Here is a 21,228-nt window from a genome sequence, read left to right as displayed (position 1 = left end):
GCATCGTCCCGCAGGCCGGTGACTTCGGCATTTTCTGCCCCCATTCCACCCTTTCGGGGATAGCTTTGGGGTGAGGGCGTAGCCCCGGACACGCCCCGTCACAGGACAGGAGCGAGCCATGAGCACCACCACCTCCCCCACCTCCCCCACCTTCGAGACCGCCGGCCGCATCGTGGTCGGGGTCGACGGCTCCTCGCAGTCGGCCGTGGCCACCGAGTGGGCCGCCCGACGCGCCGAGGCCCTCGACGTCGGGCTCACCCTGGTCCTGGCCCTGCCGCCCCTGCAGGTGCCCAGCCCCGGCTCCCTGAGCCAGATGCTGCGCCAGGACGCCCGTGACTTCACCACCCGTGTCGCCCGCTCCGCCCGGGAGCGGCTGGACAGGGCCACCAGCGAGGCCCGTGCGCAACATCCCGACCTCGACATTTCCTCCGCGCTGCTGGAGGACTCCGAACCGGCGCTGGCGCTGGTCCAGGCCAGCAAGGATGCCGAGATGGTCGTCGCGGGAACCCGCGGCCTCGGAGCGGTGCGGGCGATGGCGCTGGGCTCGGTCTCGCGCCACCTCGTCTCCCACGCCCACGGCCCGGTCGCCGTGGTGCCCGAGACGGGCACCGCCCACGACGACCGATCGGCCGGAACCGTGCTGGTGGGCGTCGAGGATGCCGAGCGATCCCATGCACTGCCGGTGGCGATCCGGGAGGCCGCGCGCATGGGCGGCCGCTTGCTGGTGGTGCACTCCTGGGAGTACACCCCCGGCACGGTGGAGGGCCTTCCGGTGATGGACCCTGACCTGTTCAGCCGGGTGCAGGAGACCTTCTCCACCCAGCTCGAGGAGCAGGTGCGGGCCCAGCTCGACCAGGCCCCCGAGCTGGATGTCGAAGTTCGGGTGGGCCTGGGACATGCCGGAGAGGTGCTGGTCAACGCCTCGCACGAGGCGGAGCTTCTGGTGGTCGGCTCGCGGGCCCGCTCGGGCCTGGCCGGCGCCGTGCTGGGCTCCACCGCCGCCCACGTGGTGCGCCAGTCGATCTGCCCCGTGATCGTGGTGCCCACCCGCCGCTGAGCAGCCCACCCCTCACACCGCGAGGACGGGGGGGTGACGGCCCGGACCGGCTGGCTGCCGGTCCGGGCCTGGCCACTGGTCAGCGTCGGCGGGTCCCGAAGATCGAGCGTGCGATCTCGCGCCCGGCCGAGCGGGCGAACTGCTTGAAAGCGCTGGAGCCGACCACCTGCTCGACGATGCCCCTGTCCTGCGCGGCGCGCCCGCGCGGGGCGGGGGTGCGCTGCTGGGCACGCTCGGCCCGGTCCAGTTCGGCCTGCTGGCGGGCCAGCTCCTTGTCCCGCGCAGCGGACTCCTTCTCGCGCTCGGTGGCCGCCTCGACCTCGGCGCTGGCCTGCAGCCGGGCGGCCAGGATCTCCTGCGCCGACTCCCGGTTGACCGAGTGGCCGTACTTGGCCTGCAGCGGGCTGGCGGCGACGGCAGCCGCCACCTGCTCGGCGGGGGTCGGGGCCATCAGTGACTGCGGGGCGCGCATCCGGGTCCAGGCGACCGGGGTGGGGGCCCCGTCGGGATCCATCACGGTGACGATCGCCTCGCCGATCCCCAACTGCTGCAGGGCCTCGCCCAGGTCGTAGTGGCTCCTGGGGAAGGTGGCGACGGTCTGCTTGAGAGCCCTGGCGTCATTCGGGGTGTGGGCACGCAGCTGGTGCTGTACCCGCGAGCCGAGCTGGGCCAGTACCGCGTCAGGCACGTCCTTGGGGCTCTGGGTGACGAAGAAGACGCCCACGCCCTTGGAACGGATCAGCCGCACCGTCTGGGCAATGGCCTCCAGGAAGGCCTTGGAGGCGCCGTTGAAGAGCAGGTGGGCTTCGTCGAAGAAGAAGACCAGGCGGGGCTTGTCGACATCGCCCACCTCGGGCAGGTCGTGGAAGAGCTCGGCCAGCAGCCACATCAGGAAGGTGCTGAACAGGGCTGGCCGGTCGGCAAGGTTGGGCAGCTCCAGCAGGCTGATGGTGCCGCGGCCGTCCTCGGCGGTGCGCAGCAGGTCCGCGGTCTCGAACTCGGGCTCGCCGAAGAAGGCGTCGGCCCCTTGCGCCTGCAGGGCGGTGATCTCGCGCAGGATCACCCCGGCGGTGGCGGTGGACAGCCCGCCGATGCCCTTGAGCTCCGGCTTGCCCTCGTCGCTGGTCAGCCACAGCAACAGCTCACGCAGGTCGGCCAGGTCGAGCAGCGGCAGGCCGTGGCCGTCGGCGTAGTGGAAGACCAGGCCCAGCGAGCTCTCCTGGGTCTCGTTGAGGCCCAGCACCTTGGCCAGCAGCAGCGGCCCGAAGCTGGTGACGGTGGCGCGCAGCGGGATGCCCTGGCCGCCCTGCTCGTCACCCAGCTGGAAGTACTCGACGGGGCTGGCCAGGCCCTGCCACTGCTGGCCGATCGCCGCGGTGCGCGCCTGAAGCTTCTCGGAGGACTCCCCGGCGCTGCCGAGCCCCGACAGGTCGCCCTTGACATCGGCCGCGAAGACCGGCACCCCGGCAGCGCTGATCTGCTCGGCCATCAGCTGCAGGGTCTTGGTCTTGCCGGTGCCGGTGGCCCCGGCCACCAGGCCGTGCCGGTTCAGCATGCCCAGCGGGATGCGGATGACGGCCTCGGGAACCGGCTGGTCGGCCTCCACCAGGACCCCCAGCTCGATGGCGGGCTCGTCGAAGGTGTAACCGGTGGTGATCGCCTTGACAGGCGTGGCAGCTTGGTCACTCATGCCCCAAGCGTGTCACAGCCACGCCGTTCCCCGTCGGTGGTGACACACACGATCTGCACCACCCCATGCCGTGGGACCTTCTGCCCGCTAGGCTCGAGACGTGATCTTCAAGCGTGTGGGTGAGTCCCGGCCCTACCCGGACCATGGCTATGTGCAGAAGCAGTGGGCCGCCATCGCACCCCACCAGGTACGCCTCGACGAGCTGGTCACCACCAAGCGGATGCTCGACCTGGAGGCACTGCTCGAGGACGACTCCACCTTCTACGGCGACCTGTTCGCCCACGTGGTGAAGTACCGCGGGGAGCTCTACCTGGAAGACGGCCTGCACCGGGCCCTGCGCGCTGCGCTGCAGCAACGCCAGACCGTGCACGCCCGCGTGCTGGAACTGAAGTAGGCTTCCCCCAGCTCGACCCACCCGACGAAGGAGGCTCCCGTGCAGCGGTATGCGCGCATGCTCGCCACGCCCGTCACCCTGCTCGCGCTGCTCGCCTTCCTGGTCCTGGGCGCCCGCTGGGGATACAGGAATGTGATGGCCCCGCCACCCCCGCCCCCGCTGGTCCCCTGCGTCGAGCAGAGCGTCGGCAAGGCGCTGACCGCCAAACAGGTGGGCGTCAAGGTCTACAACGGCGGCAGCACCCACGGCTTGGCCACCAAGGTCGCCGCGCAGCTGCGCGATGCCGGCTTCACGGTCACCAAGACCGGAAACACCGAGGTCGAGGTCAACCACACCCAGGTAATCGGTGCCGACGTGAACAATCCCGAGGTCAAGCTCGTGGCCGGCTTCTTCAAGGACGCCACGGTCAAGGCCGACGGCCGCGCCGACCACAGCGTCGAGGTGCTGGTGGGCAACAAGAACACCGGCTTCACCGCCTCGGCCCCCAAGCAGGTCGCCGTCGACGGCCCCACCGTCTGCCTGCCTCCGGCCGTCGCCACTCCCGAGGCCTGATCCTGCCGGGCTCACTGCCCGGTCGGTGCGCACTGCCCGGTCAGTGCAAGGAGCCCGTTCAGTGCGACTGGGGATCGCGTTCGGTCCACAGCGCCAGACGTCCACCACGTCCGATGCCGGTGATCCGGTTCTCCACCTCGCGACGGTGCCGCTCTGGGGTCACCACCAGCAGTTCGTCGCCCACCACCAGCCGGCTCTGGCCGTGCGGGGCGAAGGAGCGGTCACAACGGATCACCAGCGAGACCACCGCATTGCGCGGCAGCCGCAGCTCGCGCACCGTCACCCCCGCCAGGCGTGAACCCTCGGGGATGCGCACCTGCAGCAGCTCGGCATTGATCTTGTCCAGCGGCGCCGCCTCGATGTCCACGTCGCTGGCGGTATTGGGGTCGGCCAGCCGCAGCTTGCGCGCCACCCAGGGCAGGGTCGGCCCCTGCAGGGCGGTGAAGACGATCACGAAGACCACCACGATGTCGAAGAGGTCGTCGGCCTGCGGCACCCGCTCCGACAGGGGCACCGTGGCCAGGATGATCGGGACCGCGCCGCGCAGGCCCGCCCACGAGACGAAGACCTGTTCGGCCAGCGGGACGCGGAACCAGGACAGGCTCGCGAAGACCGTCAGCGGGCGGGCCACCAGGGTCAGGAAGAGCCCGATCATCACCCCGACCACCACCTCCCGCAGGCTGATGCGTCCCGGGTCGGCCAACAGGCCGAGCATCACGAACAGCCCGATCTGGGCGATCCAGCCCACCCCCTCGGCGAAGGAGCGGGTGGCGTGGCGGTGCGGCAGCTGTCCATTGCCCAGCACCACCGCACACACGTAGACGGCCGCGAATCCCGAGACGTGCACGCTCACGCCCCCGCCATAGGTGACCACCGCCCAAGCCATCGCCGCCAGCGGGTACAGGCCCGAGGAGGGCAGCGCCAGCCGCCGCAGCACCCAGACGCCGGCAGCGCCCAGGGCCAGCCCCAGCAGGATGCCACCGAGCAGCTCGAAGACCACCACCCCCAGCAGGCCCCAGTAGCCGCCGTGCGGGGCATTGCCCAGGGCCAGCTGGGAAGCAGCCGCGACGAGCAGCACCGTGGGGGCGTCATTGAGCCCGGACTCGGCCTCCAGCATGGCCCGCACCCGGCTGGGCAGCGGCACCCCCCGCAGCACCGCGAAGACGGCAGCGGAGTCGGTGGGTGCGGTGATCGCCCCCAGCAGCACGGCAACCGCCCAGGGCACACCGAGCACGAAGTGGCCGAACAGCGCCACCAGGGCGATGCTCACCCCGATGCCAAGGCTGGCCAGGACGCCGGCGGCACCGACGGCCGGCCGGATGGTCTCCCACCTGGTCGAGAAACCGCCCTCGATCAGGATGAAGACCAGCGCCGCAAAACCCAGGCCATGGGCCAGGTCTGCGTCGTCGAAGTTGATCGGGGCCGGACCACTGCCCAGGGCCATGCCCAGGAAGAGGAAGAGCAGTAGCGCGGGCAGTCCGAGCCGGGAACCCGTCCTGGCTGCGACGACCGCCACCAGGGTAATGACACCGCCAACCAGCAGGGCGAGGTCGATGGGGGGCATGGCTTCCATTGTTCCAGAAGGCGCCCCCGGACCCGGCCCATCGCCAACCTGCTCGGCTCGCGCGCCACCGCACAGCTGCTGTGCCGACCCGCGCATCGGGCTGGCCGTCTTGGGGGGCCCGTCCGCAAACCACATCACAGCAGCCATCAATGCCGCCTGGGCAGCGAGGACCGCTGTGGATGTGGTTCCTGGACACCAGCCGGGGATCCCTCGTCGCCCAGACATGCCAGAAGGGGCTCACGGAATCCGGGAGCCCCTTCTCATTGGCGGAGACACTGAAGGCCTACTCCAGGTACTCCTACGATCTGCCCGCGCTCCAGCGAGCGCTGAACGCCGCACGAACCGCCTCACCGCGAGGCCCCGCCCGCGACATCAAGGTCAAACGCAAGCTGGCGGTGGTCATCGGGCCAGACCGAGTAGCCCAGATGGTTCAGGACTGCAAAGACGGCATGAGCCAGAGCGCCGTTGCCCAGAAGTACGGTGTCTCGCAGAGTTCGGTGTCGAAGTACGTGCTGAAGCATCGGCGGTCGCGATCCTCACTGTCCAGCATGTAGGGTACGCTTGCCACCCTCGTCTGCGCGCCTCCGTTGGATCCTGGTGGCCTTGGGTACAGTTGCCCATGTCTAGTCTTGTCAGACCTGCCGGGTAGCGTCCCTGACAAGCTCAGACAGACAGGAAGGGAAGCCGTGACGATCAGCAAGTTGGTACCAGCAAAGCCCCAGGACGAGAGCCCGAAGGTCCGCGTGGCTAGCTTCTTTGCCGGTATCGGTGGCTTCGACCTGGGCTTTGAGAATGCAGACATGGAGACCGTCTGGCAGTGCGAGAAGAAGGAGTTCTGTCTCGACATTCTCCACAAGCACTGGCCCGAGGTTCCCCGAGTCTCAGACATCCAGGAGGTAAACGCCGATGACATCCCCGACGCCGAAATCTGGGCGGGAGGATTCCCGTGCCAAGACGTCAGTCTCGCTCGCATGGGTCCAAGAAGCGGTCTTAGAGGAAAGCAATCAGGACTCTTCTATGACTTTGCTGGACTCATTGCAGAGCGTCGCCCCCAAGTTGTCGTCCTCGAAAACGTTGCGGCACTCCTCTCTTCCCACGATGGACGAGATTTCGCGATCATCCTACGGACGCTGGCCGACATCGGGTATGGCCTCGCATGGCGAGTACTTGACAGTCGACACTTCGGCATCCCCCAAAGCCGATCAAGAGTCTTCGTTGTCGGATCTCTTGGAGACCCAGTCGGTGCCGGACAGGTACTTTTTGAGCCAGAATGCGGCGACCGGGATTCTGAGAAGAGCCGATCGAATGGGAAGAAATCTGTTTCCCCCTTTGCGATCAGCGTTGGAGATTCTGAGCGAGGATACGTAAAGAAGCTTGCGCACTGCCTCTATGCCGAGTCAGCACGACACACTGGCACGGACTGGTCCCGCAACTATGTTTCATACCCGGAAGGCCGTGTCCGGCGATTGACTCCGCTCGAGACGGAGCGCCTCCAGGGGTTCCCGGACAACTGGACTATGCCGACTCACGAGATGGGCAACGAAAACACCCTCGACTCTGCGCGCTATCACGCATGTGGTAATGCCGTATCAGTTCCAGTGGCTGAGTGGATCGGCAAACGCATCATGAGTGTGATGGGTGAGCGGCTACTGTCTCAGCGGAACTCCTCCCTGAACGAGACACCCAAGTCTGCATAGAGTAGCTGCAAATATTTCGCGCTCGGTCGGTGGGCCGGATCAGCAGGAAGCCACTCGTCCTTGATGAGCATTCCCTCGTCGCCTAGGCGCGCCAAGCTGAAGCTATCAAGGCGATCCGCCAGCGTGGTGAACTGCACAGAGTAGCGTCCATTATCCTGCACGGGCATCATGATGCTGGCATCGAACGCCCAGTGGTGAAGCTTGCAAAGTGCGATTCCGTTCGAGACCACGTCAAGGTCATGCTTACTCCATGCCAAGATGTGGGCGGCATCGATACCCGCAGGAATGCCATCGAGTCCACTCAGCCGCGCCCCGCAGAAGGCACAACGATGTCCATAGGCAGTGCGCACCTCAAGACTGAACGCCTTACCAGTTGCCCCTCGGATCTTGCTCAGCCGATACTGAAACGCTGCTCTAGTACTGATCTCCGGCTCATCCTCTGACAGCTCATTCGGGGGCGGGAGCGACGGGCCATCATACACAGGAATGCCGAGAAGTTGCTCCAGCGCTGGAAGCGGATCGTAGTCCCGGCCATAGCCAAGGCCTCGAACTTCAGCGAGAGCACCACGAAGTCTCGTCACGATTGAGGTCAGACTGCTATCAATCGGCTGGCCACTCGACAGCTTTGCCTGGTGGTTGGCCATACAAGCGGCCACATCGACAGGCAACTTACCCAGGTCGGCATAGACCGCCTGGATCCGGCGCCAACGCGACTCCACACCGATGGCTTCTGTTCCGGCTGGGTTGGCCACCTCAATCCAAGACGGCTTGAAGGTGACTCGGTCTGCAGCCCCTGCGAAGTCACTCTCCGGGCTGAACCCCACTTGAGTGACCGCAAAGTTCTTGGCGCGAATGATTGGAACTTCAGCACGAGCGGAGTCACGCGACCTCGTGGGGTCAGGCAGAAGGAGCATCGGTGCCACGATCCGCCCGATCTGGATGGGTGGCTTCACTAATGAGCGCAGTCGAGGCTTCCCACTACCGGCAGGATCCAACCACAGGTTCGTATCGCGCGCCACCCCGTCGGGCCAAAGCATGAAGAAGGACCAGCCCTCAAGGCTCGCTGCCGTGTAGCCACTGTGAGTACCGACGACCTCGTACTCCCCTCGACCCTGAGAGGTGCGGAACCCAATGTGCATGATGCCTCACTGTTGATAGCTGCTAACAACAGTCTGGCACAACCTCGCATGGCTACCGCCTGGACACACCGAACCTTCGGGGCACCGGACTTCTGTCTTGGCGAGCGAGCGAATGTGTAACAGCTAGACCTTAGTGTTGCTGCTGCGAGATTGGGAGCACTACTCCGCACAAATCAACGAGGCCATCAGGAAGTGAACCGAAACAAAAAGATACTGAGCGGCGCAATCCCAACAACGCCGCCCAGTATCACTTCATCGACTGGCTTGCTAACTCTTGTTCGTCAGAAGCATCCGACGCTAGACGCCGCCTCGCCTTGATGAGCGCTGAACTTTCTTCGACGATTTCGAAGTTCTTCGGCGGAAAACCAAGCTTGCTCGACAGGATATCGAGTTCTGCTCTAAGACCCTCAATCCCTGACGAAAGTCGATTCTCAGCACCGTCAATCGCGTTCACTATAGCTTCAAGGTCATCTCGAGTCATATGCTTCTATATTACACCTGCGCACGGTTGGCGTCAATCTCTAGAGATGCCTCCAAGCATCCGAAATAGCACGATTGACATCGTTCCCATTAGGATTCCTGAGCGTAGTTTGCCAGACGTGTCTACCATCCTTGTCTGTGGCAACGATATCTACAAAACCCCCTCCACGGTGAGTTACATGCGCGTGTGGCCGGTACATCGTCGGACGCCCACTCCGATCCGCGAAATACTCGATCTTCCCTCCCTTATTCATCTGGGAGTAGAACTGATCCAAGCCGTTGGTCTTTTCCATTTTGTTCACCTCCTCTCAAGAGCCGCTGCTGGACTTCATCCAGCCGAGGAGAATGTTTCTATCATCCACTTCGCTTCGTCGATGCGGGACTGGATATTTCCCAGGACAAATTCCCGCACACCCGGAGCAGCGTCGGCCATCTTTATGACTGCTGCCGAGTATTCGGCCTCCGCTTCTGCGAGTGCTTGTTCGGCGCGTATCACATGCTCATCATACTTACCCACAGCGGATCTCCTCGTAAATAGTGCGCTGTGCGCCTAAGTACGTTCGCTCGACAGTTTCCCCCACGTCACCATCCTCCTCCGGATCGTGTTCTCGCTGTACTTCCTCCGCCTAAGCAGTGCGCAGTACTGCCGGATGTCTCGCTCAGTCAAAGCCAGAACATCCTTGTCCCTCGCCACAGCCCACTCGAAGATGTCTTGGAGGTCAGCGTAGTAGGCACGCGCCGTGTTGTAGCTGTAATCCAGCAAAATGCTCTCGCACGTGTCGTAGAACCGCTGCCAGGACCCCGGGATCGCATCGACCACCAGGCCTTCGCTGAGGACATGCGGCTCAGTGGGGAGGTCTCGTTCACTGAGATTCCGGAGGGAGGGGTGTGGGTGTTCCGATCAAACCAGTGAGATACCTGACGAGTCCGATAAAACTGGGCCATGCTGTACATCACGGGTTCTGTTGTCTGTCAGAGGGGGCGCCGTGCGACAGCATATTGACAGCATTAGCGATTGGATTGAGGATCAGGTCCGTGATCGTCATCTCCGATGGATTGGTACAGGCGGGACAGTCCTGACTGTCGTGCTGGCCGTACTGGGGCTGAGCAATGTACTCCCGTTCGGGTTGTGGCCGAGCCTGCTGCTCGCCCTTGTTGTTGCAGTCTTCGCCGTTGTAGCCCTTGGCCTGAGCCGTCGGTACATGCGTCGAGAGCTAAGTGAGGCGAAGAGAGTCCTAGCTGGGTACGGGAAAAGAGCTAAAGACATGCAGGAGAATGACCGCCTGCTATTCCACATCGTGAGTTGGCATGAGAATGTCATGATCACCAAACACGGGGACACAGAGATCCAACGCGACCTTACTGTGCGTGCCGGCTCAGAGGCAGTACCAGCGATCTGGAACCTGACTTACAGGAATTCGGATAGTCACCTCAGCAGCTCAGTGCATGGCCGCGTAAGAGTCTCCGCCTACCATCTCAATGAGGACGGATCTGAGGGTGTCCGAATTGTGACCATTCCCGAATGGTCAGGGCAACAACTGCGCGTCTTCCTCCACTTCTCACCAGACCTAGCTCCGAACTCGCAAGTTTCATTGCGTCTCTCCATCACTTGGCCGAAGTTTTCAGCAGACATTCTGGATGGGCTTCCCGAGGAGATGCGGTGGACTTTTCGGCGCCAGATGGAGGAGTTCTCGTCGACGATTCTGATGGATCACACCTTCTTGACGCGAGATGTTCGTGTGACCGGATTTCAAGATAGTCCGAAGCCGGATGTGACGCGTCGCGGAGAACGAAAAAAGCTCACAAAAATCCACCTCGGCATCAAGAATGCTGAGGTGGATAAGGTCTATGGGTATTCAGTATCCCGTGACATCGGGTGAATCCCTCGCTATTAGATTAGCCTTCTGCGCCGCCAAATCGTGCCATTCCGTCCTCCTTTCATGCTGCTAGTATGCGCCGCCCCTCGGGGCACGTCAATAGGAATCGCTGAGGATCTCTAAGTCTACTACGGACCCAGATCCCCTCCCAAGTGCTCCCCGGGAGCCAGTAGCCGCACCCTCGAACCCATTCAGCGGTTCGGCGGCTACTCCACCCCGAGGAGGTGGCCCAGCGCTCCCCGCACGGGAGCAGCTGGGGCAAGCCCAGAAAGGAAGGTGTGTCATGAAGACACTCGCCATCCGCCTCGATGACGACGTGCACGCACGTCTGGTCATCTTGGCGAAGCTCGCCGACGTCTCGCTCACTGATGCCATCCGGCAGGCGATCGAGACCCAGATCCAGGTCATGTCGAGCGACCAGAATCTCTCCGCCAAGGCCGACGCCCTGCGCGAAGGGATCGACCGGGAAGCCCTCGAGCAACAGGGAGCACTGTCCCTGCTGTTCGGAGCCACCGCCGAGGCCACCCCGGCCAAGGCACCCAGCTCCACGACCACCACCCGCCCGCGCAAGTCGTAGGACGAGAGGAGATCACGGCGAGACATGGGTGGGATCGGGAGCGACTCCACGACGAGAAGCGAGACACTGACGAACGACTCGCGGTCGGGATGGACGTGCTGCGCACCGGCATCGAGCTGCTGCGGGAGAGCAATGATCAGAACCTGTGGATGGCTCTCGGCGAGGTGACGTAGAGGAGACGTACCTCCCGAGCAAGATCGAAGCCCATGCTCAAGTTCGGATCGTGGTCGGCGTTGACGCGCCGGCTCGGGAAGGTACGTCCATGTTCAAGATAGTCCACGAGGAGAACGGGTCCCAGGAGCACGTCCCGGCGGCCGTCGGTGGGTCGTTGCTCGACGAGCTCGCCCGCGACGGTGCGCGGCAGATGCTCGCGGCGGCGCTTCTGGCCGAGGTTGCCGCCTACGTCGAGGCACACCAGCACCAGGTCGATGAGGACGGGCACCGGCTGGTGGTCCGCAACGGCTTCCACGACCCGCGGGAGGTCGCGACCGCGGCTGGGGCGGTGCCGGTGCGTGCGCCGCGGGTCAACGACAAGCGCATCGACGAGGCCACCGGGGAGCGGAAGCGGTTCTCCTCGGCGATCCTGCCCGCATGGGCGAGGAAGTCCCCAGGCGTGGCCGAGGTGCTCCCGCTGCTCTACTTGCACGGCCTGTCCTCCGGCGACTTCGTGCCCGCGCTGGAGCAGTTCCTCGGCTCCGCCGCAGGCCTGTCTGCGGCCACCATCACCCGCCTCACCGTCCAGTGGCAAGACGACGCCAAGGCGTTCGGCAACCGGTCGCTCGCCGAGAGCGACTACGTCTACCTGTGGGTCGACGGCATCCACCTCACGGTCCGCCTCGAGCAGGACAAGGTGTGTCTGCTGGTGATGATCGGCGTCCGCCTCGACGGCACCAAGGAGCTCGTCGCCCTGTCCGATGGATTCCGCGAGTCCTCGGAGTCGTGGGCCGACCTACTCCGCGACTGCAAGCGCCGCGGGATGCGCGCACCGGTGCTGGCCGTCGGGGACGGTGCATTGGGGTTCTGGAAGGCGCTGCGCGAGGTGTTCCCCGACACCAAGGAGCAGCGCTGCTGGTGGCACAAGCTCGGCAACGTTCTCGCCGCCCTGCCGAAGTCGGCGCACCCCGGGGCGAAGGCCGCCCTGGCGGAGATCTACAACGCCGAGGACAAGGACCACGCGCGGGCCGCAGCCAAGGCGTTCGCGGCCAACTACGGCGCGAAGTGGCCCAAGGCCGTCGCGAAGGTCGTCGACGACCTCGACGTCCTACTCGCCTTCTTCGACTTCCCCACCGAGCACTGGATCCACCTACGAACGACGAACCCGATCGAGTCGACCTTCGCCACCGTCCGGCTCCGGCAGCGGGTCACCAAAGGCCCCGGCTCCCGCGCCGCCGGCATCGCCATGGCGTTCAAGCTCATCGAGTCCGCCCAGGCCCGCTGGCGCGCCGTCAACGCACCCCACCTCGTTGCGCTCGTCCGTGCCGGCGCGGAGTTCAGCAACGGCAAGCTCGTCGAACGACCCGACGAACCAGGAGGCCACGCTCACGCCGCCTGACACATCAATCCACAGGTCTTGACTATTCCTCGCTGCGGGAAATCGGTGATCTCTACGCTGATGTCCCTGACAAGGTCCGGGGCTTGCTGTGTCAGGCGCTCTTCGAGGCGCTCTACCTCGACGAGGTCTCTGCCACCGGCTCAGACCTCAAGGAGCCGTTCCGGAGCGTCCAAGAGCCAGAATGTGAACGAACCCCCGGTATTTCTACAGAGGGTTCGAGTAACACTAACTTGGCGGTGACGGAGGGATTTGAACCCTCGGTGGCTTTCACCACACTCGCTTTCGAGGCGAGCTCTTTCGGCCGCTCAGACACGTCACCGCGAAGAAGTGTGCCACAGTCGGTGGATCGCGCGCCACTCGGGGCCCGACGGATCCCGGGATCGGTTGCCCTGAGCTGATTGCCAGGGCTGGCGCAGGCTGGGGCTCAGCGCCCGAAGAAGTCGCGCAGCAGGCGGCCACACTCCTCGGCCCTGATTCCGCTGCGCACATCGGGCCGGTGGTTGAGCCGCGGGTCGCGGACCACGTCGAAGAGCGAGCTGACCGCCCCCGCCTTCTCGTCGAAGGCGCCGAAGACCAGCCGCTCCACCCGGGAGAGCACGATCGCCCCGGCGCACATGGTGCAGGGCTCCAGGGTCACCACCAAGGTGCAGCCCTCCAGCCGCCACCCGCCCCGCACCTCGGCGGCGCGGCGCAGCGCCAACACCTCCGCGTGCCCGGTGGGGTCGCCGGTCAGCTCCCGCTCATTGCCGGCCGATGCCAGCACCTCGCCATCGGGACCCAGCACGACGGCCCCGATGGGGATGTCGTCGTGACTGGCGGCCAGACGTGCCTGGCCGAGGGCCAGGCCCATGGCCCAGTCCCAGCGGCTGGCCACGCTCAGCGCTGAGGCGTGGCGTGGCTGGCGTGCTCGAACTGCGGCCCGAAACCCAGCCGGACGGCCAGGCGGCGCAGCAGTTCGTCGGAGTCCTCCTCCAAGTCGTCGGCAATCGCCTCCAGGTCGAACTCGGAGACCCCCAGGTCCACCAGGAGCTCCGCATCGCCCATCGGCTCGGAGTCGTCGTCCGGGTCGGGGATGTCCTCACCCAGGTAGTCGGCCACGTCGCGGGCGATCGGCCAGTCATTCGCGGCGACGGTATCGCTCAGCAGCACCTGGACGGTGCGTCCGCGCACCCGGCACAGGACGAAGAACTCACCCGCCACCGAGACCATGCCGATCGCCCCACCGTCACCGGGGATGCGCCTCAGCTGGGTGATGAACTCGTCGAGGTCATTGGCCAGGTCGACCGCCAGCGGCACGCCGACCGGCTGGCCGTCCTCACGGTAGAGGGCAAGCACCAGGTCGATCTCGTCCGCAGTGGCGTCGTCGAGGTCGTCGAAGTCGTCGTCATCATCATCGTCGGAGTCGTCGTCCTCGTCATCATCATCGTCGGAGTCGTCGTCCTCGTCCGAGTCGTCCTCGTCGAGATCATCGTCATCCTCGTCGAGATCATCGACGTCGAAGTCGTCGACGTCCTCCTCCAGATAGTGCGACGGCGTTGCGTCCCTGGTCTCGAAGGGATCCACCTCATCGTCGAATGCGGTCACGACTCCTCCTTCGCCAACGTGCTCCACGACCATCCTCCCAGACCAGTCAACCCCAAATCGCCCGCCGACGCAGCCCGCACACGCGCACCCCATCAGCACCCACTCCCGACTGTCGGCGACCGGGCCCGTGTGGGACAGTAGGGGCGTGGAACTGCGCGTACTCGACCATCCCCTGGTGACCCACAAGCTCACCCTGCTGCGGGACAAGAAGACCGACTCACCAACCTTCCGCCACCTGGTGGAGGAACTGGTGACCCTGCTCAGCTACGAGGCCACCCGCGAGGTGCGCGTCAGCCCCGTCGACGTGGAGACCCCCGTCGCCGTGACCAGCGGCCTGACACTGAGCAACCCCAAGCCCCTGGTGGTGCCGATCCTGCGCGCCGGGCTAGGCATGCTCGAGGGCATAATGCGCATGATGCCCACCGCCGAGGTCGGCTTCGTCGGCATGGTGCGCAACGAGGAGACCCTGCAGCCGGTCACCTATGCCGAACGCCTCCCCCAGGACCTGTCGGGACGCCAGTGCTACGTGCTCGACCCGATGCTGGCCACCGGCGGCTCGCTGGGCGGCTGCGTGAAGTTCCTGGTGGACCGCGGCGCCGACCACATCACCTGCATCTGCATCCTCGCCGCCCCCGAGGGCATCGAGAACTTCCGCAAGCTCGTCGCCGACCTGGAGGTGCCCTGCACCTTGGTCATCGCCGGCGTCGACGAGAAACTCAACGAGCACGGCTACATCGTCCCCGGACTGGGCGACGCCGGCGACCGCCTCTACGGACTGGCCGACTGACCCCCCTCCAGCACACGACCAGGGCCCCGCGATCCATCGCGGGGCCCGAGTCGTCATTCACCCGGCACGTGCCGGGACTGGCTCACAGACGGTGCTCGTCCGGCTCCTCCATGTCGCTGACCGCGAGCTTGGGTTCGATCCGCGAGGGGTTCTGGGTGCCGGTGATGGTGGGCTGGAAGTCACTGCCCAGCTGCTTGAGCGCCAGGCGCCCCACCAGCTGCTGACGGGTGGTGATCCGCTCGCTGCGATCGGTGCTCAAGAAGGCGATCGCCCAGTGCACCAGGGTGGTGAAGCGGGCCTTGAAGCCGACGATGTAGAGCAGGTGCAGCCCCAGCCATGCCACGAAGGCGGGGAAGCCCGTCAGCTCCAGCCTGCCGGACTTCATCACGGCGCTGTACTTGCTGATCACGGCCATCGATCCCTTGTCGCGGTAGCGGAAGGGGGCCGTCACGGGCTTGCCCTCCACCTGGCCACGGATCTTGTCGGCCACATAGCGGCCCGACTGGATCGCAACCTGGGCCACGCCCGGCAGCTTGTCCAGGCTCATCATGTCGCCCACGACGAAGACCTCGGGATGCCCGGGCACCGCGCAGTCCTTGTCCACCTCGACGCGGCCAGCGCGGTCGATCGTCGCCTCGGACTGGTCGGCGATCATCTTGCCCAGCGGGCTGGCCTGCACACCGGCGGCCCACACCTTGCAGCCGCACTCGATGCGCTCGGAGGTGCCATCGGAGTACTTGAGCTCCACCCCGTCGGCGTCGACCCCGGTGACCATGGCCCCGAGCTTCACCTCGACGCCGATCTTCTCCAGCTGCTCCTGCGCCTTGGCCGACAGGTTCCCCCCGAAGGGCGGCAGCACCTTGTCGGCGGCATCCACCAGCAGCACCCGTGAGCTCGCCGGGTCGAAGTTCTTGTAGTCGTCCTTGACGGTGTGGCTGGTCAACTCGCGGATCTGGCCGGCCATCTCCACACCGGTGGGGCCGGCGCCGACCACGACGAAGGTGGTCAGACGCCCGCGCTCGGTGGCGTCCTCGGTGAGCTCGGCCACCTCCAGCGAGCCGAAGATGCGGGCGCGCAGCTCCAGGGCGTCGTCGATGGACTTCATGCCGGGCGCGAAGATGGCGAAGTGGTCGTTGCCGAAGTAGGACTGGCCAGCGCCGGCTGCGACGACCAGGTAGTCGTAGCTGATGGTGCTGGTCTTGCCCAGCGCCTCGGCCACCACCTCGCGGGCGTCCATGTCGATGGCGGTCACCTCGCTCATCAGCACCCGGGCGTTCTTCTGGTGTCGCAGGATCTCGCGTGTGGGCGGGGCGATCTCGCCGGGCGACAGGATTCCGGTGGCCACCTGGTAGAGCAGGGGCTGGAAGAGGTGGTGGGTGGTCTTGGCCACGATGGTCACGTCGACCTCGGCGTCGGCCAGCTGCTGGGCCGCGAAGAGCCCGCCGAATCCGGATCCGATGATGACGACGTGCGGGCGGGACTTGCTCATGGTGCTCCTGTCGTGGCCCGCAGCTGCACGGGCCATTGAACTCTTGATCGTTCCAGAGGCTAGCTCGCAATTGTGGCAATGGTCACATTCTTCGCTCTCAGCCCACAGGTCGCCCGCGCGCTCCCCACAGATTCCCCGCGGGCCTCGGCGCGAGCGGCTGCGCGTGCGGGCGAGGGGCCGTGTGCAGCATGCTGTGCTGGTGCCATCCCGCCAGAACGTTCCCCTGCCCCCACCCACCGTCCCGGTCAGCTGCGGCGCGATCCTGCTCGACGGCTGCGGCCGGCTGCTGGTGGTCAAGCCCACCCACAAGAGCGGGTGGAGCATCCCCGGCGGGGCGATGAAGCATGACGGGGAGTCCCCTTGGCAGGCCTGCCGCCGGGAGGTGCACGAGGAGACCAACCTGCTCGTGCGGCGGGGGCGGCTCGTGGCCGTCGACACCCGTCCCCACGTCGGGCGCCAGCTGGGCCTACGCTTCCTCTTCCACTGCGGAACCCTGTCGCCCGCCGCCCTCGGACGCATCCGCGTGCAGCCCGAGGAGATCAGCGGGTTCCGCTTCGCACCGGTTCCCGAGGCACTGGAGATGCTGCGCCCGGCGATCAGCCGCCGCGTCGCCGTGGGGCTCGAGGCCCGCAGCTGCGTCTACCTGGAGGACGGCCACCGCGTCGGGGGCGTCGTGGGCTGAAGCTCGCCCCGAGCCGGCCGTGCGCGGTCATGGTCAGAGTTGTGTGGCATCGGTGCAGCACAATCCTGACCAGCCGTCACGCCAGCCTCAGGCGACGCCGTCCAACAGGGCCTCGGACTCCACGCAGCCCCGGCGGCATGAGTGCCAGTCGACGCCGTGGCCCATCCTGCGCAGAACTGCCACCACCATCGCCGCGCACGCACAGGGCCGGGTGTCGGTGTCATGGAAGCCGAAGCGCAGCGTGGGCTCTCCCTGGAGGAGATGGAGGTTGTCCCGGTGCATGTCCCTGAAGGCTCCGGCTCCCGTGTGGCCGAGCCTGCCGTCGAGCTCCACCACCAGCCGACCGTAGGTGATGTCGCGCAGGCCGACCCGGTTACTGCTCTGGCGTTGGCCGCGCGGCAGGCCATGGGCACGTTCCACCTCGCGCAGCCACATCAGCTCCAGCACACTGAGCGCGCCGTCCCCAACGTCTCCCAGGATGGCGCGCACCACATCACGGCGAGGGAAGGTGCCGAAGGCCTCGAGCTCCTGCAGGATCCGGGTGGCGGTGGTGCGACGCGAGTTCACGGCATCGGCGAGGATTGCACTGGCATTCGACGGATCGGCCCGGACCAGGTCGAGAGCGGTGCGTTCCACGGTGGTACGGGGCGGATCACCGACGGCGCGGAAGGGAATGCGGGTGGCGTGGCTCAGCCACGGACCGGGCTGGACCACGCGGCGACTCCAGGGCACCACGACGTGAACCGTGCGGGAGGGCTGACGCCAACCCTGCAAGGCGGCCGCGGTCTCCATGCCCAGCGCTGCGGCCTCGCCGCCAGCCAGCAGGGCGAGCCACTGGCGGGTGGACTCGCCCCATTCCAGCGGATGCGTCACGTACAGCCCTCGGCCAGCGCGCACCCACAGAGCCTCGGCAACCAGGCGCGAGAGGCCAGTTCGAGGCAGGCCCGCCATCCGGCACTGCTCGAGAGTCACGGCACCGGCCTGGGCCCGCGCCAACTGGAGCAGCGACTCGGGGATGGGTGCACGTGGGGCCATGCACTGATCGTTCCCGTACCCCCACGGCTCACGGAAGGGCTGCCGGGGCACGGACAACACCTGGCCAACACCCGAACCACCGCATGTTGGTCAGACATGTGTTGCACCGGCTCCACACATGTCTGACCAACTGAGCCCGCGGGGCAGGTCAGGGGTTGGCGATCAGTAGTAGTACGGGAAGCTGGACCAGTCGGGATCGCGCTTCTCCAGGAAGGAGTCGCGCCCCTCGACGGCCTCGTCGGTCATGTAGGCCAGGCGGGTGGTCTCACCGGCGAAGATCTGCTGGCCCACCAGCCCGTCGTCGATGGCGTTGAAGGCGTACTTGAGCATGCGCTGCGCCGTCGGGGACTTGCCGCAGATGATGCGGGCCCACTCCAGGCCCTCGTCCTCGAGCTGGGCGTGCGGCACCACCTTGTTGACAGTGCCCATCTCGTAGGCGCGCTGGGCGTCGTAGGTCTGGCCCAGGAAGAAGATCTCGCGCGCCACCTTCTGCCCCACCTGCCGGGCCAGATAGGCCGAACCGTAGCCGGCGTCGAAGGATCCGACGTCGGCATCGGTCTGCTTGAAGCGGGCATGCTCGGCGCTGGCCAGGCTCATGTCGCTGACCACGTGCAGGGAGTGGCCGCCGCCGGCCGCCCAGCCGTTGACCAGGGCGATCACGGGCTTGGGCATGAAGCGGATCAGGCGCTGCACCTCGAGGATGTGCAGGCGGCCGAGCTTGGCCTGGTCGATCGGCGAGGGCTTGGCGGAACCGTCGTTGGCGGCGGCACCCTCGTGCGACGAGGGCAGGCCGGAGCCTGCGGAGGCCGGCGCGCTCGAGTCCGTCGGGGGGTTCGAGGGGGGTCGCCCCCCCTCGCTCTCGTACTGGTAGCCGGCCTTGCCGCGGATGCGCTGGTCGCCGCCGGAGCAGAAGGCCCATCCACCGTCCTTGGCGCTGGGGCCATTGCCGGTGAGCAGCACGCAGCCGATGTCGGCGCTGGTGCGGGCGTGCTCCAGGGCGGTGTACAGCTCGTCGACGGTGTGCGGCCGGAAGGCATTGCGCACCTCGGGGCGATTGATCGCCACGCGCACGGCGGGCACGTTCTTGGCACGGTGGTAGGTGATGTCGGTGAAGCCGAAGCCGGGCACCTCGTCCCACAGCTCGGGCTTGAAGGGATTGCCGCTCTGCTCGCTCATGCCCGGGAGCCTATCGGGCCACCCCGGCCGGCTCAGTGCCCGTCGCGCAGTTCCAGGGCCAGGGCCACCTCGTCGGTGATGATCCCGTCGACACCAAGCGCCAGCATCGCCTCGATGTCGGCGCGCTCGTTGACGGTCCAGGCGTTGATCGCGATCGCCTCGGCGCGCAGCCGCTCCAGCAGCCCGGGCTCGGCGAGGGTGCGGAAGTCGGGGTGGACGGCGGCCGCGCCGAAGCGGGCGGCATAGTCCTCCACCGCCCACAGCGGCTCCACATAGAGCAGGCCGAGGGGGAGCCCCAGGGCGCGGGAGCCGTGGAACTGCACGTGGTTGAAGGAGCTGAGGATCACCCGGTCGGTCATCCGTGCCACGCGCACGGCCTGCACCACCTGGGCATCCATGCCCGGATAGGGCTCCAGGCCGTCCTTGAGCTCGATGTTGAGTTCCAGGCCGGCGGGGGCGACGAGCTCCAGCACCTCCTCCAGCAGGGGCAGCCGCTCGTCGGGAAGTTCCCGGCCGTCCTCGACGATGCGCAGCGGCTCGATCTGCTCCCAGGTCATCTCGACGAGCCGGCCGCTGCCGGTGGTGGTGCGGTCGACGGTCTCGTCGTGGATGACCACCAGGCGCCCGTCGGCGCTGCGCTGCACGTCGAGCTCGATGCCGTCGGCCCCCAGTTCGATGGCACGCCGGAAGGCCGCCATCGTGTTCTCGGGTGCCTCGGCGCTTGCGCCGCGGTGGGCCCAGATCTTGCTCGTCATTGCTGCCTCCAGACTCGGACGGGATCACTCCCAGCCTAGGGTGGGGCCATGGACGCGATCGGCGGTCTCCGACGAACTCTGGGTGAAGGTCTGCGACGCAGCTGGCGGGCGACGGGGGCGGAGCTGCCCGGCGGCGACCTGGTGGCGGCCCGTGGCGTCAGCATGGACGGCTGGTTCTGGCGCATCAGCGACCCGGCCTCGGGGCGCGTGGCGCTGGCGCTGGCCGGTCTGAACACGCCCCGGCAGGGCGAGCCCTGGGGCATCGTCGGGATCGCCGCCGACCCGGCACGTTCGCTGACCACGGCGACGCTGTCGTCGGTGGCCGGCGACGAGCGAGGCCTGCGGATCTCGATGCGGGGCGACGAGGGCCACTTCCGCGCCACCCGCGAGTCCCTCCAGGCTCGCCTGGGCTCGACCTCACTGGAGTTGCGCTTCGACCGTCTCGACGAGTGGCAGGGACGGCTGGGCGGCTCCGACGTCTTCGGCATGGTGCCCCGGCTCAACCAGTACTGGCATCCGTGGGTGCTGGGCGGCAGCGCCTCGGGGGTCTTCGACGACGGCAGCACCCGCTGGGAGTTCGACGACGCCCAGGTCTATGCGGAGAAGAACTGGGGGCGGGGCGGCTTCCCGGTGCAGTGGTGGTGGGGCCAGGCGCAGGGCTTCGCCGAGCCGACGGCCTGTGTTGCCTTCGGTGGCGGCCGGATCCACCTGGGGCGCCCGGGACGTGACGCGCGGCTGTCGACGACGGTGACGGCGCTGGTGGTGCGCACCCCCGACGGCGAGCAGCTGCGCTTCGGCAATCCGGGGACGAGCCCGGTCGTGGCGACGGTGGGCGACGGCCACTGGCGGCTGCGTGGGCGCCGTCGCGGCTGGCGGGTCGAGGTGGACGCCGCCGCGCCACTGGAGGAGGCCTTCGTGCTGCCGGTGCCCCTGGTGGAGGAGCGTGCCCTGGCGCCGGGCGCGGTGGAGGCACAGCTCGGCCACCTGGAGGTGCGTCTGTTCCGTGACGGGCGTCCGTACTGGCAGGGAATCAGCAACCTGGCCGCGCTGGAGGATGGTGGACGGGAGCTGGCCGAGGCACAGCTGGCCCAGCGAGCCGGGAACCCGCTGCCGCGCCGCGACTGAGGCCGTGGCCGGCCCC

22 protein-coding genes and 1 tRNA gene are annotated in these 21,228 nt (G+C 66.8%); 10 read left to right on the top strand and 13 right to left on the bottom strand.

Going from position 1 to position 21,228, the window contains the following annotated elements:
* Positions 1–118 precede the first annotated feature (118 nt).
* Positions 119–1,057, top strand: coding sequence for a universal stress protein (locus ACYVKA_RS13295; RefSeq protein WP_460706099.1), 939 nt, complete (start codon positions 119–121; stop codon positions 1,055–1,057).
* 79 nt (positions 1,058–1,136) lie between these two features.
* Here the strand turns inward: ACYVKA_RS13295 and ACYVKA_RS13290 are convergent, their stop codons facing one another.
* Positions 1,137–2,747 carry a helicase HerA-like domain-containing protein gene (locus tag ACYVKA_RS13290; protein WP_460706097.1) on the bottom strand — a complete coding sequence of 537 codons (1,611 nt, stop codon included), beginning with the start codon at positions 2,745–2,747 and terminating at the stop codon, positions 1,137–1,139.
* A gap of 100 nt (positions 2,748–2,847) precedes the next feature.
* On the opposite strand from ACYVKA_RS13290, the gene ACYVKA_RS13285 reads away from it, so the two are divergent.
* Both ACYVKA_RS13285 and ACYVKA_RS13280 read left to right on the top strand, forming a co-directional pair.
* Positions 2,848–3,141: a type II toxin-antitoxin system VapB family antitoxin gene (locus tag ACYVKA_RS13285; protein WP_394275942.1), complete on the top strand. Its 294-nt coding sequence runs from the start codon at positions 2,848–2,850 to the stop codon at positions 3,139–3,141.
* Between the two features lie 39 nt (positions 3,142–3,180).
* Positions 3,181–3,693 carry a LytR C-terminal domain-containing protein gene (locus ACYVKA_RS13280; RefSeq protein WP_394275941.1) on the top strand — a complete coding sequence of 171 codons (513 nt, stop codon included), beginning with the start codon at positions 3,181–3,183 and terminating at the stop codon, positions 3,691–3,693.
* A 58-nt stretch (positions 3,694–3,751) separates the two neighbouring features.
* Here ACYVKA_RS13280 and ACYVKA_RS13275 read toward each other — a convergent pair whose 3' ends face one another.
* Positions 3,752–5,266 carry a potassium/proton antiporter gene (locus tag ACYVKA_RS13275; RefSeq protein WP_460706095.1) on the bottom strand — a complete coding sequence of 505 codons (1,515 nt, stop codon included), beginning with the start codon at positions 5,264–5,266 and terminating at the stop codon, positions 3,752–3,754.
* Positions 5,267–5,943: 677 nt separating this feature from the next.
* On the opposite strand from ACYVKA_RS13275, the gene ACYVKA_RS13270 reads away from it, so the two are divergent.
* On the top strand, positions 5,944–6,954 hold the full coding sequence (locus ACYVKA_RS13270) for a DNA cytosine methyltransferase (RefSeq protein WP_460706093.1): 1,011 nt from the start codon (positions 5,944–5,946) through the stop codon (positions 6,952–6,954).
* Here the strand turns inward: ACYVKA_RS13270 and ACYVKA_RS13265 are convergent.
* The 4 genes from ACYVKA_RS13265 to ACYVKA_RS13250 form a co-directional block, all read right to left on the bottom strand.
* The gene (locus ACYVKA_RS13265; RefSeq protein WP_460706091.1) at positions 6,912–8,093 is read right to left on the bottom strand and encodes an HNH endonuclease; all 1,182 of its coding nucleotides are present in this window, start codon (positions 8,091–8,093) and stop codon (positions 6,912–6,914) included. The genes ACYVKA_RS13270 and ACYVKA_RS13265 overlap by 43 nt on opposite strands.
* A 247-nt stretch (positions 8,094–8,340) precedes the next feature.
* Positions 8,341–8,547, bottom strand: a complete 207-nt coding sequence (locus tag ACYVKA_RS13260; RefSeq protein ID WP_460706089.1) for a hypothetical protein — start codon at positions 8,545–8,547, stop codon at positions 8,341–8,343.
* 354 nt (positions 8,548–8,901) lie between these two features.
* The gene (locus ACYVKA_RS13255; RefSeq protein WP_460706087.1) at positions 8,902–9,090 is read right to left on the bottom strand and encodes a hypothetical protein; all 189 of its coding nucleotides are present in this window, start codon (positions 9,088–9,090) and stop codon (positions 8,902–8,904) included.
* Between the two features lie 33 nt (positions 9,091–9,123).
* Positions 9,124–9,393, bottom strand: coding sequence for a site-specific integrase (locus tag ACYVKA_RS13250; RefSeq protein WP_460706085.1), 270 nt, complete (start codon positions 9,391–9,393; stop codon positions 9,124–9,126).
* Between the two features lie 445 nt (positions 9,394–9,838).
* Between ACYVKA_RS13250 and ACYVKA_RS13245 the strand changes: the two genes are divergently transcribed.
* The 3 genes from ACYVKA_RS13245 to ACYVKA_RS13235 all read left to right on the top strand — a co-directional run bounded on the left by ACYVKA_RS13245 (position 9,839) and on the right by ACYVKA_RS13235 (position 12,579).
* On the top strand, positions 9,839–10,453 hold the full coding sequence (locus ACYVKA_RS13245; RefSeq protein WP_460706083.1) for a hypothetical protein: 615 nt from the start codon (positions 9,839–9,841) through the stop codon (positions 10,451–10,453).
* A 280-nt stretch (positions 10,454–10,733) separates the two neighbouring features.
* On the top strand, positions 10,734–11,027 hold the full coding sequence (locus tag ACYVKA_RS13240) for a hypothetical protein (RefSeq protein WP_460706081.1): 294 nt from the start codon (positions 10,734–10,736) through the stop codon (positions 11,025–11,027).
* Between the two features lie 262 nt (positions 11,028–11,289).
* The gene (locus ACYVKA_RS13235) at positions 11,290–12,579 is read left to right on the top strand and encodes an IS256 family transposase (protein WP_460706079.1); all 1,290 of its coding nucleotides are present in this window, start codon (positions 11,290–11,292) and stop codon (positions 12,577–12,579) included.
* Positions 12,580–12,810: 231 nt separating this feature from the next.
* On the opposite strand, the gene ACYVKA_RS13230 is transcribed toward ACYVKA_RS13235, so the two are convergent.
* From ACYVKA_RS13230 to ACYVKA_RS13220, 3 genes are all read right to left on the bottom strand, one after another.
* Positions 12,811–12,898: transfer RNA gene (locus tag ACYVKA_RS13230), tRNA-Ser, on the bottom strand.
* A 105-nt stretch (positions 12,899–13,003) separates the two neighbouring features.
* Positions 13,004–13,429 carry a nucleoside deaminase gene (locus ACYVKA_RS13225; RefSeq protein WP_460706077.1) on the bottom strand — a complete coding sequence of 142 codons (426 nt, stop codon included), beginning with the start codon at positions 13,427–13,429 and terminating at the stop codon, positions 13,004–13,006.
* 26 nt (positions 13,430–13,455) lie between these two features.
* Complete coding sequence (locus ACYVKA_RS13220) at positions 13,456–14,163, bottom strand: tRNA adenosine deaminase-associated protein (protein ID WP_460706075.1); 708 nt, start codon at positions 14,161–14,163, stop codon at positions 13,456–13,458.
* Between the two features lie 145 nt (positions 14,164–14,308).
* Between ACYVKA_RS13220 and upp the strand changes: the two genes are divergently transcribed.
* The gene (upp, locus tag ACYVKA_RS13215) at positions 14,309–14,950 is read left to right on the top strand and encodes a uracil phosphoribosyltransferase (RefSeq protein WP_460706073.1); all 642 of its coding nucleotides are present in this window, start codon (positions 14,309–14,311) and stop codon (positions 14,948–14,950) included.
* An 82-nt stretch (positions 14,951–15,032) separates the two neighbouring features.
* Here the strand turns inward: upp and ACYVKA_RS13210 are convergent, their stop codons facing one another.
* Positions 15,033–16,439 (bottom strand): NAD(P)/FAD-dependent oxidoreductase, encoded by a 1,407-nt coding sequence (locus tag ACYVKA_RS13210; RefSeq protein ID WP_460706071.1) that lies wholly within the window; start codon positions 16,437–16,439, stop codon positions 15,033–15,035.
* A gap of 199 nt (positions 16,440–16,638) precedes the next feature.
* Here ACYVKA_RS13210 and ACYVKA_RS13205 point away from each other — a divergent pair, with 199 nt between their 5' ends.
* The gene (locus ACYVKA_RS13205) at positions 16,639–17,121 is read left to right on the top strand and encodes an NUDIX domain-containing protein (protein ID WP_394275936.1); all 483 of its coding nucleotides are present in this window, start codon (positions 16,639–16,641) and stop codon (positions 17,119–17,121) included.
* An 87-nt stretch (positions 17,122–17,208) separates the two neighbouring features.
* Here ACYVKA_RS13205 and ACYVKA_RS13200 read toward each other — a convergent pair whose 3' ends face one another.
* The 3 genes from ACYVKA_RS13200 to ACYVKA_RS13190 form a co-directional block, all read right to left on the bottom strand.
* Positions 17,209–18,156, bottom strand: coding sequence for a type IV toxin-antitoxin system AbiEi family antitoxin domain-containing protein (locus tag ACYVKA_RS13200; protein ID WP_460706069.1), 948 nt, complete (start codon positions 18,154–18,156; stop codon positions 17,209–17,211).
* 162 nt (positions 18,157–18,318) lie between these two features.
* On the bottom strand, positions 18,319–19,332 hold the full coding sequence (locus ACYVKA_RS13195; protein WP_460706067.1) for a 1,4-dihydroxy-2-naphthoyl-CoA synthase: 1,014 nt from the start codon (positions 19,330–19,332) through the stop codon (positions 18,319–18,321).
* Between the two features lie 32 nt (positions 19,333–19,364).
* Positions 19,365–20,087, bottom strand: coding sequence for a glycerophosphodiester phosphodiesterase family protein (locus tag ACYVKA_RS13190; RefSeq protein ID WP_460706065.1), 723 nt, complete (start codon positions 20,085–20,087; stop codon positions 19,365–19,367).
* 48 nt (positions 20,088–20,135) lie between these two features.
* Here ACYVKA_RS13190 and ACYVKA_RS13185 point away from each other — a divergent pair, with 48 nt between their 5' ends.
* Positions 20,136–21,212 (top strand): tocopherol cyclase family protein, encoded by a 1,077-nt coding sequence (locus ACYVKA_RS13185; protein WP_460706063.1) that lies wholly within the window; start codon positions 20,136–20,138, stop codon positions 21,210–21,212.
* The last annotated feature ends 16 nt before the right edge of the window (positions 21,213–21,228 follow it).

The sequence above is a fragment of the Luteococcus sediminum genome (genome assembly GCF_054783495.1).
The sequence above is the reverse complement of the archived record's forward strand: the minus strand, read 5'-3'. Positions and strand labels throughout refer to the sequence as shown.

Excerpts from the sequence above, each read along its gene's own strand:
- ACYVKA_RS13195 (WP_460706067.1), bottom strand. The coding sequence starts at position 19,332 with ATGAGCGAGCAGAGCGGCAATCCCTTCAAGCCCGAGCTGTGGGACGAG.
- ACYVKA_RS13265 (WP_460706091.1), bottom strand. The coding sequence starts at position 8,093 with ATGCACATTGGGTTCCGCACCTCTCAGGGTCGAGGGGAGTACGAGGTC.
- ACYVKA_RS13225 (WP_460706077.1), bottom strand. The coding sequence starts at position 13,429 with ATGGGCCTGGCCCTCGGCCAGGCACGTCTGGCCGCCAGTCACGACGAC.
- ACYVKA_RS13240 (WP_460706081.1), top strand. The coding sequence starts at position 10,734 with ATGAAGACACTCGCCATCCGCCTCGATGACGACGTGCACGCACGTCTG.
- ACYVKA_RS13210 (WP_460706071.1), bottom strand. The coding sequence starts at position 16,439 with ATGAGCAAGTCCCGCCCGCACGTCGTCATCATCGGATCCGGATTCGGC.
- ACYVKA_RS13235 (WP_460706079.1), top strand. The coding sequence starts at position 11,290 with ATGTTCAAGATAGTCCACGAGGAGAACGGGTCCCAGGAGCACGTCCCG.
- ACYVKA_RS13245 (WP_460706083.1), top strand. The coding sequence starts at position 9,839 with ATGCAGGAGAATGACCGCCTGCTATTCCACATCGTGAGTTGGCATGAG.
- ACYVKA_RS13200 (WP_460706069.1), bottom strand. The coding sequence starts at position 18,156 with ATGGCCCCACGTGCACCCATCCCCGAGTCGCTGCTCCAGTTGGCGCGG.
- ACYVKA_RS13190 (WP_460706065.1), bottom strand. The coding sequence starts at position 20,087 with ATGACGAGCAAGATCTGGGCCCACCGCGGCGCAAGCGCCGAGGCACCC.
- ACYVKA_RS13275 (WP_460706095.1), bottom strand. The coding sequence starts at position 5,266 with ATGGAAGCCATGCCCCCCATCGACCTCGCCCTGCTGGTTGGCGGTGTC.
- ACYVKA_RS13290 (WP_460706097.1), bottom strand. The coding sequence starts at position 2,747 with ATGAGTGACCAAGCTGCCACGCCTGTCAAGGCGATCACCACCGGTTAC.
- ACYVKA_RS13185 (WP_460706063.1), top strand. The coding sequence starts at position 20,136 with ATGGACGCGATCGGCGGTCTCCGACGAACTCTGGGTGAAGGTCTGCGA.
- ACYVKA_RS13295 (WP_460706099.1), top strand. The coding sequence starts at position 119 with ATGAGCACCACCACCTCCCCCACCTCCCCCACCTTCGAGACCGCCGGC.